The 14175-nt window shown below is 37.4% G+C and carries 13 protein-coding genes; 10 read left to right on the top strand and 3 right to left on the bottom strand.

Annotated features, from left to right (window positions below):
* The first annotated feature begins 68 nt into the window (after positions 1-68).
* The 7 genes from dapD to M3175_RS06420 all read left to right on the top strand — a co-directional run bounded on the left by dapD (position 69) and on the right by M3175_RS06420 (position 7722).
* A complete protein-coding gene (dapD, locus tag M3175_RS06450) occupies positions 69-779 on the top strand; it encodes a 2,3,4,5-tetrahydropyridine-2,6-dicarboxylate N-acetyltransferase (RefSeq protein WP_119707373.1) in 711 nt (236 codons plus the stop codon).
* Positions 780-840: 61 nt separating this feature from the next.
* The gene (locus tag M3175_RS06445) at positions 841-1962 is read left to right on the top strand and encodes an N-acetyldiaminopimelate deacetylase (protein ID WP_251516159.1); all 1122 of its coding nucleotides are present in this window, start codon (positions 841-843) and stop codon (positions 1960-1962) included.
* 189 nt (positions 1963-2151) lie between these two features.
* Positions 2152-2694 carry a peroxiredoxin gene (locus tag M3175_RS06440; protein WP_251516148.1) on the top strand — a complete coding sequence of 181 codons (543 nt, stop codon included), beginning with the start codon at positions 2152-2154 and terminating at the stop codon, positions 2692-2694.
* 82 nt (positions 2695-2776) lie between these two features.
* A complete protein-coding gene (locus tag M3175_RS06435; protein ID WP_251516147.1) occupies positions 2777-3232 on the top strand; it encodes a TlpA family protein disulfide reductase in 456 nt (151 codons plus the stop codon).
* 143 nt (positions 3233-3375) lie between these two features.
* Complete coding sequence (locus M3175_RS06430) at positions 3376-5130, top strand: ABC transporter ATP-binding protein (protein ID WP_251516146.1); 1755 nt, start codon at positions 3376-3378, stop codon at positions 5128-5130.
* Between the two features lie 10 nt (positions 5131-5140).
* The gene (locus M3175_RS06425) at positions 5141-6967 is read left to right on the top strand and encodes an ABC transporter ATP-binding protein (RefSeq protein ID WP_251516145.1); all 1827 of its coding nucleotides are present in this window, start codon (positions 5141-5143) and stop codon (positions 6965-6967) included.
* Positions 6968-7062: 95 nt separating this feature from the next.
* A complete protein-coding gene (locus tag M3175_RS06420) occupies positions 7063-7722 on the top strand; it encodes a potassium channel family protein (protein WP_119707379.1) in 660 nt (219 codons plus the stop codon).
* Positions 7723-7762: 40 nt separating this feature from the next.
* On the opposite strand, the gene rnjA is transcribed toward M3175_RS06420, so the two are convergent.
* The 3 genes from rnjA to def form a co-directional block, all read right to left on the bottom strand.
* Positions 7763-9430 carry a ribonuclease J1 gene (rnjA, locus tag M3175_RS06415; RefSeq protein ID WP_251516144.1) on the bottom strand — a complete coding sequence of 556 codons (1668 nt, stop codon included), beginning with the start codon at positions 9428-9430 and terminating at the stop codon, positions 7763-7765.
* A gap of 3 nt (positions 9431-9433) precedes the next feature.
* Positions 9434-9646, bottom strand: coding sequence for a DNA-dependent RNA polymerase subunit epsilon (locus M3175_RS06410; RefSeq protein ID WP_251516143.1), 213 nt, complete (start codon positions 9644-9646; stop codon positions 9434-9436).
* A gap of 511 nt (positions 9647-10157) precedes the next feature.
* Positions 10158-10712, bottom strand: a complete 555-nt coding sequence (gene def, locus M3175_RS06405) for a peptide deformylase (protein WP_251516142.1) — start codon at positions 10710-10712, stop codon at positions 10158-10160.
* Between the two features lie 249 nt (positions 10713-10961).
* Here def and M3175_RS06400 point away from each other — a divergent pair, with 249 nt between their 5' ends.
* From M3175_RS06400 to M3175_RS06390, 3 genes are all read left to right on the top strand, one after another.
* Positions 10962-11630, top strand: a complete 669-nt coding sequence (locus M3175_RS06400; protein WP_251516141.1) for a YkyA family protein — start codon at positions 10962-10964, stop codon at positions 11628-11630.
* A gap of 438 nt (positions 11631-12068) precedes the next feature.
* Positions 12069-13184: a pyruvate dehydrogenase (acetyl-transferring) E1 component subunit alpha gene (gene pdhA, locus M3175_RS06395; protein WP_251516140.1), complete on the top strand. Its 1116-nt coding sequence runs from the start codon at positions 12069-12071 to the stop codon at positions 13182-13184.
* Between the two features lie 3 nt (positions 13185-13187).
* On the top strand, positions 13188-14165 hold the full coding sequence (locus tag M3175_RS06390; RefSeq protein WP_251516139.1) for an alpha-ketoacid dehydrogenase subunit beta: 978 nt from the start codon (positions 13188-13190) through the stop codon (positions 14163-14165).
* Positions 14166-14175: the final 10 nt, after the last annotated feature.

Here is a 14175-nt window from a genome sequence, read left to right as displayed (position 1 = left end):
TCTCACTTGTCTTGAATGCGGTTGTTTGTTAAAGTAATTTTTAGATTGTACAAATTGGAGGGAAAATAATGAAAATGATGGATGCAAACGAAATCATTTCGTTTATTCAAAATAGCAAAAAAGCAACACCAGTTAAGGTATACATAAAAGGTGATCTTGAAGGAATTGACTTTGGTGCAAGCGCAAAGGCCTTTATCACTGGAAATACAGGAGTTGTATTTGGTGAGTGGAGCGAAGTAAGTGAAGCATTAGAAGCAAATAAAGGAAAAATTGAGGACTATGTTGTTGAAAATGACAGAAGAAATTCAGCTATTCCACTTTTAGATATGAAAAACATTAAGGCACGTATTGAGCCAGGTGCTGTTATTCGGGATCAAGTGGAAATTGGTGACAATGCTGTTATCATGATGGGCGCGTCTATTAACATTGGTGCGGTAGTTGGTGAAGGAACGATGATCGACATGAACGTTGTTTTAGGAGGACGAGCTACTGTAGGTAAAAACTGCCATATCGGTGCTGGATCTGTGTTAGCAGGCGTTATTGAACCGCCTTCTGCAAGCCCTGTAGTAATCGAAGACGATGTTGTTATTGGAGCAAACGTTGTTGTACTAGAAGGAATTCGCGTTGGGAAAGGTGCTCGTGTAGCTGCTGGTGCAGTTGTTATCGAGGACGTTCCAGCTGGTGCAGTAGTTGCAGGTGTTCCTGCTCGTGTTATCAAACAAGCAGATGAGAAAACCTTATCAAAAACGGAAGTAATCCAAGCGTTACGTCAACTATAATACATTTTTGAGAGCGTGGATTCCTATCCACGCTTTCTCCTTAAATAAAGGGGGAGAAGTAATGAGTAATCCGTTTGTTCAGATTCGGAGAGACTTGCATCAAATCCCTGAGCTTGGCTTTCAGGAGTTTAAAACGCAGAAATATTTACTATCATATATTGAAACGTTGCCAAAAGAGCGGTTAGAAGTAAAGAAATGGGAAACAGGTTTATTTGTAAAGGTACATGGGCAAAACCCAAAAAAACTAATAGGTTATCGTGCCGACATTGATGGACTGCCAATAATAGAAGAAACGTTGCTTCCTTTTCAGTCTACTCATGCAGAACAAATGCATGCTTGTGGCCATGATTTTCATATGAGTATTGGATTAGGAGTTTTAACTCACATTGTCCACCACCCTATTCAGGATGACATGCTGTTTATATTTCAACCTGCTGAGGAAGGTCCTGGCGGGGCAGAACCTATGCTGAAGTCAAGGGAAATGCAAGAGTGGAAGCCTGATATGATTATTGCCCTGCATATTGCACCGGAGTATCCTGTTGGTACAATTGCAACGAGAGAAGGCCTTTTATTTGCCAATACATCTGAACTTTTTATCGACTTAGTCGGAAAAGGTGGACATGCCGCCTATCCTCATCAAACGAATGATATGGTGATTGCCGCTTGCAGCCTTGTAAGTCAACTACAAACGATTATCAGTAGAAATGTTGACCCATTGGATAGTGCCGTTATAACGATTGGAAAAATTACTGGTGGGACTGTTCAAAATGTCATTGCTGAGAAGGCAAGACTAGAAGGCACAATACGTACCCTCTCGGTTGAATCGATGAAAAAAGTGAAGAAAAGAATTGAATCTATCGTTCAAGGGGTAGCTACTGGATATGAGTGCGAGGTTAAGATAGATTATGGTAGTATGTATCATCAAGTATATAATGACCATTCCTTAACAAGAGAATTTATGAATTTTGTCGAGGAACAATCCTCAGTTCAGGTGATTGAATGTAAGGAAGCGATGACAGGAGAAGATTTTGGATACATGCTAGAAGAGATACCTGGCTTTATGTTTTGGCTGGGAGTTGAGTCAGAGTATGGACTTCATCATTCAAAATTAAATCCAAATGAAGGCGCAATTGAGAAAGCGATTATGCTTCTAACCTCATACTTAAATTATAAAGGAAATTAATATAAGAGAGTTTATTTTACAAAAAAATAGGGCAAACCATATAGTGGGTTAGGTGCTAATTTAATAATAATAACTCTTTTTTAACATCTATTCCTTCATAACAATTGACTCAAGCAGTAGGTTACTACTATAATTGTATTTGTATTTTTTTTCACAATATCTACATATTTTTACACGGAGGGATTTATAATGGCAGAACGTATGGTAGGAAAACAAGCTCCACGCTTTGCGATGGATGCTGTACTTGCAAATAAGGAATTCGGTAAAGTAAGTCTTGAAGAAAACATGAAAAACGACAAGTGGACTGTCCTATTCTTTTACCCAATGGATTTCACTTTCGTATGTCCTACAGAAATTACTGCATTGTCTGATCGTTACGATGAGTTTGAAGACCTTGATGCTGAAGTAATTGGAGTGTCAACTGACACGATTCATACTCACTTAGCTTGGATCAACACAGATCGTAAAGACAACGGACTTGGTGATCTTAAATATCCTTTAGCTGCTGATACAAACCATGTTGTTTCACGTGAATATGGAGTATTAATTGAAGAAGAAGGTATTGCATTACGTGGTCTATTCATCATCAGCCCAGAAGGAGAAATGATGTACTCTGTAGTAAACCACAACAATATCGGTCGTGACGTAGATGAAACATTACGTGTGCTTCAAGCACTACAAACTGGTGGTCTTTGCCCAGCAAACTGGAAGCCAGGTCAAAAAACTCTTTAATCAACAAAAGTGGAAAAGGCCTTAACGTAATGTTAGGTCTTTTCTTTAAGTTATGAAAACTATTTACAGGGAGAGTTGTAAAATGAAACTTAGAGCCCCAATGCCAGAGTTAACTGGTGCAACAGAATGGTTAAATGGTGAGGTAGCGAAAGCTGACTTAGTCGGAGAAAAGCCTACATTAATTCACTTTTGGTCAGTAAGCTGTTACTTATGTAAAGAGGCAATGCCACAAGTGAATCAATTCCGTGATGATTATAAGGATAAATTAAATGTTATCGCTGTTCATATGCCAAGAAGTGAAGAAGATCTGGATCTTGAAGCAATCAAGAAAACGGCTGACGAACATGGAATTACACAACCAATCTTTGTTGACGGCGAACATAAATTAACGGAAGCATTTGAAAATCAATATGTACCTGCTTACTATGTATTTGATAAAGATGGAAATCTTCGTCATTTCCAAGCTGGTGGAAGCGGAATGAAAATGCTAGAAAAACGCGTAAATCGTGTTTTAGATGAAATGGAAAAAGCCGAGTAGAATTTTGAAAGACTAGGGATCCCTAGTCTTTTTTTTATATGAAAAAATGTTGTAAAAGGGTGGAAATTTATTTCGAAAACCGATATATTTATTACTATGTTCATGAATTTTTTAGAAATTCTGACAAATGAAGGGGGATTTTCATGGAGGTTTTCAAAAAGCTGAAAGAATTTTACTGGCCTTATAAAAGCTATTTCTTATGGTCAATGTCATTTTTATTACTTATTACAGGAATCACTGTAATATACCCAATTATTCTTCAAATAACGATTGACGACATAGTGCTGGGGGGAAGGTACGAATGGATTCCAATCGTTAGCTTAGGGTTTGTGGGTGTTATGGTGATTAAGGGGATTGGAACGTATATTCACCAATATACAGGAGACTTGTTCGGAATAACCTCCGTTTATAAATTGAGAAATCGCCTTTATGAAAAGCTGCAGTATTTACCTTTTCGTTATTACGATAATGCCAAAACCGGAGATCTTATGTCTAGGTTAACGGCAGATGTAGAAGGATTTCGTTTTTTTCTTTCATTTGGGTTTTCAGAATTGATTCGCTTTATTGTCTTAATTGGTATTACTTTTGGTGTAATGTTTTACTACTCTGTTCCACTAACCATGGTTACTCTGATCACACTCCCGTTTTTAGCGGTGGTTGTTTATAAATTCGATCAAGCGGTTCATCCTGCATTTAGAGGAATTCGAAAATCCTTTGGAAAATTAAACACAAAAGTACAAGAAAATATTAGTGGGATCAACACGGTGAAGTCATTATCAAGAGAGGACTTTGAGATTGGAAAGTTTAACCATTCAAATGGTGACTACAAGGATAAATATATTTTCACCTCCGATATTTGGGCAAAGTATTTTCCACTAATGGAGTTGCTAGGGAATATAAGTGTGGTTTTATTGTTATCTTACGGGGGCTACCTCGTCATCCAAGAAGAGCTTAAACCTGGAGAATTGGTGGCCTTTTACAGTTTGGTTTGGTACATTATGTGGCCAATTATGAACTTAGGTTTTGTCATTAATTTATTTTCTCAATCGAAAGCATCTGGGGAAAGGCTTTTGGAAATTCTTGATGCAGAGGGAGAAATTGAGGAGAAAGATGGGCAATTAGCTGTTGATAGATTGCTAGGAAAGGTTGAATTTAAGAATGTTACCTTTAAATACACGGAGGATGATTCTGAGGCCTTATATGATATTTCTTTTGTTGCTGAGCCTGGAAAGAAAATTGGACTTTTAGGCGCTACTGGGTCAGGTAAAACCACCATTACACAGCTCATCACTAGATTTTATGACGTTAATGAAGGAGAAGTATTAATTGACGGTGAGAAGGTAAATAATTATGCATTTAAATCTCTGAGAAGCAATATTGGGTTTGTGTTACAGGAATCCTTTCTGTTTTCGTCTTCCATTAAAGCAAACATCTCTTATGGAAGACCTGAGGCGACAATGGAAGAGATCGTTGAAGCAGCGAAAAGGGCTCAAGCACATGATTTTATTATGGAGTTACCTGATGGCTATGACACTATGCTTGGGGAACGTGGAATGGGATTATCAGGAGGTCAAAAACAACGAATAGCAATTGCAAGGGCGATTTGTGTGAACCCAAGTATACTTATCTTAGACGATGCTACAAGTGCTGTTGACATGGAAACCGAATATAAAATACAACAAGCTCTTCATGAAGTTATGAAAGGGCGAACAACATTTATCATTGCCCATAGAATTTCATCGCTTAAGCATGCTGATGAAATTCTAGTCTTAGATAGAGGGAAAATTGTAGAGCGTGGAGTCCATGAACATCTAGTAAACCAAAACGGACTATATCAGCGCGTGTATGATATTCAATACCAAGATCAAAAGCAAATTATGCAACCGCATATCGGATAGGGGGGATCATATGAATAAGAAACGACCACATGTTAGTGAGAATGCAATAAAAAGATTCGAGTATTCACAAGACCAGATAATTGATAAACCGTTTAATTGGGGTCAGATGCTGCGATTGTTCAGTTATATGAAACCATATCGGACAAATTTACTACCGTTTTCTATGATGATGGTACTCATCAACACAGCTGTAAGACTTATTATCCCGCTATTAATAGGGGTATACACGTTAGACAAAGCAATCGTTAATAAGGATGCGAAACTCCTAACTACACTTGTTGTTATCATTTCCGGTTTATATATGGCTTCTTACATAGCGAATTTCTTCCGGATAAAATGGATGAATCAGCTTGGTCAACATGTCATATATGACTTAAGAAAACACCTCTTTACCCATGTGCAAAACCTTTCGCACCGATTCTTTGACCAAAGATCAGCAGGTTCCATACTTGTAAGAATAATGAATGATATCAATTCTCTTCAGGAGCTTTTTACGAATGGAGTTATTAATCTTTTAATGGATGTAATTCTGCTGATAGGTGTAATGGTTATATTGGTTACATTAAGTCCTGAATTAACATTAGCTATTATGGTTATCTTACCGATTATGTTCTTTATTTCTACAAGTCTTAGACGGAATATAAGAAAATCATGGCAGGTTGTACGTCTCAAGCAATCAAAATTAAACTCTCATTTGAATGAGAGTATACAAGGTATAAGAGTTACTCAGTCCTTTACACAGGAACAGGAGAACATGGCGTTTTTTGATGGTGTAAATACTGAGAATTTTCAAAGCTGGAGAGAGGCCTCTCAAAAAAACGCCATGTTCCGCCCAATGGTCGAACTAACGAATGCGGTCGGGACGGCTGTTCTCATCTGGTTTGGAGCTAGTCTGATTCAAAATGAATCGATAACAATCGGTGAGTTTGTGTCTTTTGCTTTCTACCTAGGAATGTTTTGGGAGCCCATTTCAAGGCTTGGTCAAGTATATAATCAATTGTTAATGGGGATGGCATCTTCTGAGCGTATTTTTGAATTCTTGGACGAAAAGCCGATAGTGTCTCAGAAGGAAGCAGCCATTGAACTCGAAAATATTCAGGGACAAATCGAGTTTGACCAAGTGGAGTTTGCCTACGATACAAATCGTAAAGCACTAAAGGGCATATCTTTGGAAATGAAAGCCGGTCAGACCGTTGCGCTGGTAGGTCATACTGGTTCAGGGAAAACTACAATTGCCAATCTAATTAGCAGGTTTTACGACCCAACCAGCGGTACAGTATCCATCGATGGAACTGACTTAAAGGAGGTTTCGTTAAAAAGTTTAAGAAAACAAATTGGCGTAGTGCTACAGGACACGTTCATATTTTCCGGTACGATTATGGAAAATATATTATTTGGAAACCCTGATGCTTCGGAGGAAGAGGCAAAAGAAGCCGCAAGGGCAGTTGGTGCGAATGGTTTTATTGAAAGACTTCCTAATGGGTATATGACAGAAGTAGAGGAGAGAGGGAATGTCCTTTCCGTAGGGGAGAGACAGTTAATTTCCTTTGCTAGAGCGTTGCTTGCAGACCCTAAAATTCTTATTTTAGATGAAGCAACAGCAAGTATTGATACAGAGTCTGAACAAAAGATTCAAAATGCCTTAAAGACTTTATTAAGAAACCGTACAGCTGTTATTATCGCTCACCGTTTATCTACGATACGTGAAGCGGATCAAATCTTTGTGCTAGATCATGGTGAAATAATTGAGCAGGGGAATCATGAACAATTAATGAGTTATCAAGGAGAATACTATTCTCTTGTAAGAGCACAATTCACCATGAACACAGCGGGTTAATGGAATTGTCCCCGAATGGTGATGGGGGCTTTTTCCTTTTAGTGCTTTGTGCTAAAATGGTAAAATACTTGAACAGTATTCGGAGGAACCTTTTTATGAAAAAAGAATTTGCTGTCATTGGTCTTGGTCGTTTTGGGGGAAGTATTTGCCGTGCTCTTGCTGAAGAGGGTATGGAGGTTATGGCTATTGATAATAGTGAGGATCGAGTAAATGAGTTTTCTATGATTGCTTCTCATGCCGTAGTAGGAGATTCGACTGATGAGTCAGTTCTAAAAAGTCTTGGTATACGTAATTTTGACCATGTGATCGTTGCTATTGGGGATGACATACAAGCGAGTATTTTAACTACGCTTATCTTAAAAGAACTTGGTGTAAACAATATTACGGTAAAAGCACAAAATGATTATCATGAGAAAGTACTTAGAAAAATTGGTGCTGACCATGTGGTTCATCCGGAAAGAGATATGGGGAAAAGAATTGCGCATAATATCATATCAAACAGTGTGTTAGATTATCTTGAGCTTTCAGATGAGCATAGTATTGTGGAGATTGTTGCAAGTGATCGTCTAGTAGGAAATACAATTATCGATTTGGATATTCGTGCGAAATACGGTATTAACATTGTTGCTATTAAGCGAGGAAATAATATCATTGTATCACCACAAGCCAATGAACCTATTGCAGCAAATGACGTCTTAATCGTTATTGGTGCAGATGTTGACATCAATCGTTTTGAAAAGAAAGTTATCCAATAATGCAAAGAAAAGCCACTCATTTATAGAGTGGCTTTAAGTTTTATACCTCCATAATGATCGGTAGGATCATTGGACGACGCTTTGTTTTTTCATAAAGGAAAGGAGATAAGGTGTCTGTAATTTCATTTTTAATTTCTGACCATTGTGTTGTTTTTCTTTCCATCACTTTATTTAAATGTTTAGAAATTAGCGCTTGAGCATCGTTAATCAGGTCGCCGGACTCTCTCATATACACAAACCCACGTGAGATGATATCAGGACCAGCAGCAATCTTAAAGTCCTTCATATTAATGCTTACAACAACAACAACTAGTCCTTCTTCAGAGAGGATACGACGGTCTCTTAAAACGATATTACCGATGTCACCGATTCCGCTTCCATCGATATAAACATTTCCAGATGGAATCTTTCCAGCAACCTGTGCGGTATCTTCACTTAAAGCTAGAACCTCGCCATTATCCATAATAAAGCAGTTTTCTTCTTCAACTCCGCAATCCACTGCAAGTTTGGCATGCATTTTTTGCATGCGATATTCCCCATGGATTGGCATGAAGAACTTAGGCTTAATCAGGCGTAGCATAAGCTTTTGTTCCTGTTGTCCACCGTGACCAGATGTGTGAATATCGTTTAATGATCCATGAATAACATCTGCTCCAGCACGGAAAAGCATATTAATTGTACGACTTACACTAACCGTGTTTCCTGGAATTGGTGAAGATGAGAATACAACAGTATCTCCAGGATTGATTTGAATTTGACGATGAGTTCCATTGGCAATTCGTGAAAGAGCTGCCATAGGCTCACCTTGACTTCCTGTACAAAGAATCGTTACTTGATTAGCCGGGATTCGATTTATTTGTTGTGGTTCAATAAATGTATCTTTTGGTGCACGAATATAACCTAAATCCTGTCCGATGCGAATGGCTGCTTCCATACTTCTACCGAATACAGCAATTTTTCTTCCGTGTGCTACAGCAGCTTCTGTTACTTGTTGAAGGCGGTGGATATTAGAGGCAAAGGTAGCAAAAATAACGCGCCCTTCTACCTTTCTAAAAATATCCTGAATACTTTCACCAACACGTCTCTCTGACATGGTGAAATCCGGGACTTCACTGTTTGTGCTATCAGACAACAAACAAAGCACGCCGTCTTTACCGATTTCTGCCATTTTTGTTAAGTTAGCTGGTTCCCCGACAGGAGTAAAATCGAATTTGAAATCTCCAGTGTGGACGACTTGTCCTGGTGGTGTTTTCACTACGATTCCATATGAATCTGGAATACTATGGGTGGTTCGAAAGAAAGTAACTGAAGTCTTTCGGAACTTAATGATGTCATCTTCTTTAATCTCTATTAATTTAGCCGTGCGAAGTAATCCGTGTTCTTCAAGCTTATTTTTGATTAAGCCAAGTGCAAGTTTTCCGCCATAAATAGGAATATTTACTTCTCTTAATAAATAAGGGATCCCACCAATATGATCCTCATGTCCATGTGTTACAAAAAGACCTTTAATTTTGTCCACATTTTTCACTAGGTAGGTGTAATCAGGTATTACGTAGTCAATTCCAAGTAGCTCGTCCTCTGGAAACTTAATACCGGCATCAATCAAGATAATTTCATCTTGGAATTGAACAGCATACGTATTCTTTCCAATTTCCCCAAGGCCGCCAAGGGCGAACACGGCCGTTTGATCGTTCTTAACAAATTTCATAAATTAATCAATCTCCAATACATTAAAATCTTCATTTTGTTGTTCATACTCTAAGAATGCACCCGTTACAGGTGTAACAAACTCGATATTGTATGGTCGGTCTGCCAATTTTGTACGGACTTCTCGTTCTGAATCCGCTTTAACATAAACGGTTTTTGTCTTTTCTCTTACAGGTACCTGTGTTCTGTCTTCTTGAAAATAAACTTTAAAAATCATTTGAAATCTCTCCTTGTTCCGATAGTAACTTTTTCTATTATATCTAAAAATAACATGTATTTCATGTTTTTTCTTATTAAATAGTAGGATTATGTGCAATTAACCATTCTTTTACATTATTGCAAAAGAATATGTAGTGACAATGATTAACTTTACAATAAAGAAGTAGCCCTTCGCAAGTTTAGAAGGGCTTTCTCTTAGAAAAAATATATAGTATAAGATCTGGCTTGAGGAAGCCCCAAGCCAGGAAGGTGAAAAATTATGCGATTGTTTTTTTACGTAATAATTCGTTCCACTGCCTAACAAGCTTTTTTCTAAGCTTCTTTAACATGGTGGATCATCTCCTTAAAATAATATTTAAACGATCCTTGTCCAAAGTAAAGAAAATTTGTCCCGGAAGCATTTCTTCTACTTATATTATATGCTCTTTTAACCAATTTTCTCGTGGATAAAGTTGGTATTTTAGTGAATTCATAAAAAAAACTGCTGGTAGCTTTACCAGCAGCCATAATTATCTTTCTACGGCAATTGAATGGTCAGGTACGGAATATGGGTCTTTTTTGTTGATATGATCATAAAACATCACGCCGTTAAGGTGGTCAATTTCATGTTGAAAAACAATTGCCATTATTCCTTTTAATCGAAGCTTAACTTCTTTTCCTTGTAGGTCAAATGCCTTTACTGTAATTTTTGAATATCTTGGCACAAATCCGGGGAATGCTTCATCTACAGAGAGACATCCCTCGCCAGATGTAAGATAGGCTTTTTCTACAGAATGGCTAATAATTTTTGGATTAAACAATGTATAACTATGAATTTGGTCTTTCTCATCTTTTGCATGAATGGCGATCATTCTTTTCGAAACATTTATCTGTGGTGCAGCAATTCCAATTCCAGCCCGTAACTGATACTTCATTGCGGTTTCTGGATTTTGGCTATTTATTAAATATTCATGCATACCTTTTAACAGTTCAATATCTTCTTGAGACGGAGGCATGGAAACTTCCTCGGCGACTTTACGTAAGGTTGGATGTCCATCCCGTATGATATCATCCATTGTAATCATAAAATACACGCTCCTAAGTTACAAGACTTCAGTTGTCCGTTGTTTATCGATAATAGTCTATCAAAGTTTGGATTAAAAGTTAATCATCTCTTCCGGATTTTGCTTATTTAATACATATTTATCAAGGATGAGAAATATGATGTAAAAAAACGGACAAGCCTAGCCATTTATTAAAAATAAAAGCATTGTATAGTATTGTCTTTCGTCCCACTACTAGATATAGTTAAATTGTTATAGGAGGGCTAAATTGTGCGTAAAAATCAATTTTTATTAGGTATTTTATGTGTTTCTTTCATTCTGTATTTGACAGGCTGTAGTCCTTTTCAATCAACTCCCGAAAAAATTCACGAAGTATTAGAAGATGTGGTAGAAAAAGAAGCTTTGTTTGAAGAACAGCAGGAACCGTTAGTGCAGTTAGAAAAGGATGAGCAACGATTATATGAAGAAATAATGGAACTTGGAACAAAGGATCTTGATGATATTGTAAAAAGATCTGATGAAGCTATAGAAATAGTAGGTAAAAGACAAGTTCACATGAACAATGAACAAAAAAGCTTAGAGGAATCAGAAGAAGAATTTAAACGAGTAAAACCTTTAATTGAAAAGATTGATGAGAAGAAAGTAAAAAATAAAGCAGACGAATTATACTCAGTAATGACTGAAAGATATCGTACCCATGATGAGCTTTATAAAGCATATATACAAGGACTCGAGCAGGATAAAAATCTATATAATATGTTAAAAGCAGAGGAAAGGTCTTTAGCAGAACTTGAGGAACAAATAGTTAAAATAAATCAAATTTACGAACAAGTTATTGCTGCCAATGAAAAATTTAATGAGCTAACGAAGGAATATAATGATATAAAACATGCGTTTTATGAACTATCAGGACTAGATATCGAAGAGTCGACCAAATAAGGTCGGCTTTTTTGATTTATAACAGGATGTATAATAGGGAGATGTTATATAGTACAGATGTGATTATTGATTGATACAGAAAAGGAATATCATTAAAATAATAATTACTATGAATATATTTAAAAACTCACAAATTTAATATTTGACGCGGGTATTTTTAATGATGTAAACTAAGAAACGAATCAATTTATTGTATCAATTTTGTTGCATAAGTTAGTGATACAGAATATCATAAGCATTGAATCTACAATTTCTGTTTTTTTAAACGAGAATTGTGGGAAACTACTTAATAAATAATAGCTTCTCTCTGTTTAGAACAGGTCAATTCTAAGAATGATGATTATTTCTAAGAAGATTTGATTTTGGGTATCCTAATTTTTGTGCGTATTTTAAGCTTTTATTATTATTTTTCTACCAAAGAAAGGATTGGTGACTCCGATGGCTTCTAAAACGAAGAATCAAGGGTTCGATGCAACGAAGCAACTCGAGCAAATCTCTGAGCAGTTTCAAACTATTCAAGTGTTAAACGAAGAAGGGGAAGTAGTTAATGAAGCTGCAATGCCAGATCTAACTGATGAGCAGCTACAAGAATTAATGAGTCGTATGGTGTATACAAGAATTCTTGATCAGCGTTCTATTTCTTTAAACAGACAAGGTCGTTTAGGATTTTATGCTCCAACTGCAGGTCAAGAAGCATCACAACTTGCATCACAATATGCGTTAGAAAAGGAAGATTTCATCCTTCCAGGTTATCGTGATGTTCCTCAAATGATTTGGCATGGACTTCCATTATATCAAGCATTCCTATTTTCACGTGGCCACTTCCACGGAAATCAAATTCCTGAAGGTGTAAATGTAATTTCTCCGCAAATCATTATTGGTGCACAAATTATCCAAGCTGCTGGTGTAGCTTTAGGTATGAAAAAGCGTGGAGCTAAATCAGTTGCAATTACTTACACAGGTGACGGTGGAGCTTCACAAGGTGATTTCTATGAAGGAATTAACTTTGCAGGTGCATTCAAAGCGCCAGCTATCTTCGTCGTTCAAAATAACCGCTTTGCTATTTCTACACCAGTTGAGAAGCAATCAGCAGCTAAGACCATTGCTCAAAAGGCAGTAGCAGCTGGTATCCCTGGAGTTCAAGTAGACGGTATGGATCCTCTTGCTGTATATGCTGCAGTAAAAGAAGCTCGTGAAAGAGCAATTAACGGTGAAGGTCCAACACTTATCGAAACCCTAACATATCGTTATGGTCCACACACAATGGCAGGAGACGATCCAACAAGATATCGTACTTCTGATCTAGATAACGAGTGGGAGAAAAAGGATCCACTTGTACGCTTCCGTAAGTTCCTTGAGAAAAAAGGAATCTGGAATGAAGAAAAAGAAAACGAAGTAATTGAAAGAGCAAAAGAAGATATTAAAGAAGCAATCAAAAAGGCAGACGAGGCACCAAAACAGAAGGTTACAGACCTAATGGAAAATATGTACGAGCAAATGCCTAAGAACCTTGAAGAACAGTATGCTATTTATAAAGAAAAGGAGTCGAAGTAAACCATGGCGCAAATGACATTGATTCAAGCAATCACGGATGCGTTACGTATTGAATTGCGCAATGATCCGAACGTGTTACTATTCGGTGAAGACGTAGGAAATAACGGAGGAGTATTCCGTGCAACTGAGGGTCTTCAAAAGGAATTCGGTGAAGAGCGCGTATTCGATACACCACTAGCTGAATCTGGTATCGGTGGTTTAGCAATCGGTCTTGGTTTACAAGGTTTCCGTCCGATTATGGAAATCCAATTCTTCGGTTTCGTGTATGAAGTTATTGACTCTATTTCTGGTCAAATGGCTCGTATGCGTTATCGTTCAGGTGGACGTTACAATTCTCCAGTTACCATCCGTTCTCCATTCGGAGGTGGCGTTCATACACCAGAACTACATGCAGATAGCTTAGAAGGATTAATGACTCAACAACCTGGTTTGAAAGTGGTTATTCCATCAACTCCTTATGATGCAAAAGGTTTATTATTATCAGCTATTCGTGATAATGACCCTGTTATTTTCCTTGAGCATATGAAGCTATACCGCTCATTCCGTCAAGAGGTTCCTGAAGAGGAGTACACAATTCCATTAGGAAAAGCTGACGTGAAGCGTGAAGGTAAAGACTTATCTATTATTACTTACGGAGCAATGGTACACGAATCATTAAAAGCTGCTGAAGAGCTTGAAAAAGAAGGTTTCTCAGTTGAAGTTGTTGACTTACGTACTCTTGCACCATTAGATATTGACGCTATTGTGACATCTGTAGAGAAAACTGGACGTGCTATTGTTGTTCAGGAAGCACAGAAGCAAGCAGGAATTGCTGCTCAAGTGGTTGCTGAAATTAACGACCGTGCAATTCTTAGCTTAGAAGCTCCTGTATTACGTGTTGCAGGTCCTGACACTGTGTACCCATTCTCTCAAGCGGAAACAGTATGGTTACCAAATTACAAAGATGTAATTGAAACAGCTAAGAAAGTTTTAAGCTTCTAAAATTATTAAT

The organism is Robertmurraya korlensis (assembly GCF_023715225.1).
Lineage (GTDB): Bacteria > Bacillota > Bacilli > Bacillales > Cytobacillaceae > Robertmurraya_A.
The sequence above is the reverse complement of the archived record's forward strand: the minus strand, read 5'-3'. Positions and strand labels throughout refer to the sequence as shown.

What these genes read in the sequence shown, in the direction of transcription:
- dapD (WP_119707373.1), top strand. Translation starts at nt 69, where the DNA reads ATGAAAATGATGGATGCAAACGAAATCATTTCGTTTATTCAAAATAGC.
- M3175_RS06445 (WP_251516159.1), top strand. Translation starts at nt 841, where the DNA reads ATGAGTAATCCGTTTGTTCAGATTCGGAGAGACTTGCATCAAATCCCT.
- M3175_RS06440 (WP_251516148.1), top strand. Translation starts at nt 2,152, where the DNA reads ATGGCAGAACGTATGGTAGGAAAACAAGCTCCACGCTTTGCGATGGAT.
- M3175_RS06435 (WP_251516147.1), top strand. Translation starts at nt 2,777, where the DNA reads ATGAAACTTAGAGCCCCAATGCCAGAGTTAACTGGTGCAACAGAATGG.
- M3175_RS06430 (WP_251516146.1), top strand. Translation starts at nt 3,376, where the DNA reads ATGGAGGTTTTCAAAAAGCTGAAAGAATTTTACTGGCCTTATAAAAGC.
- M3175_RS06425 (WP_251516145.1), top strand. Translation starts at nt 5,141, where the DNA reads ATGAATAAGAAACGACCACATGTTAGTGAGAATGCAATAAAAAGATTC.
- M3175_RS06420 (WP_119707379.1), top strand. Translation starts at nt 7,063, where the DNA reads ATGAAAAAAGAATTTGCTGTCATTGGTCTTGGTCGTTTTGGGGGAAGT.
- rnjA (WP_251516144.1), bottom strand. Translation starts at nt 9,430, where the DNA reads ATGAAATTTGTTAAGAACGATCAAACGGCCGTGTTCGCCCTTGGCGGC.
- M3175_RS06410 (WP_251516143.1), bottom strand. Translation starts at nt 9,646, where the DNA reads ATGATTTTTAAAGTTTATTTTCAAGAAGACAGAACACAGGTACCTGTA.
- def (WP_251516142.1), bottom strand. Translation starts at nt 10,712, where the DNA reads ATGATTACAATGGATGATATCATACGGGATGGACATCCAACCTTACGT.
- pdhA (WP_251516140.1), top strand. Translation starts at nt 12,069, where the DNA reads ATGGCTTCTAAAACGAAGAATCAAGGGTTCGATGCAACGAAGCAACTC.
- M3175_RS06390 (WP_251516139.1), top strand. Translation starts at nt 13,188, where the DNA reads ATGGCGCAAATGACATTGATTCAAGCAATCACGGATGCGTTACGTATT.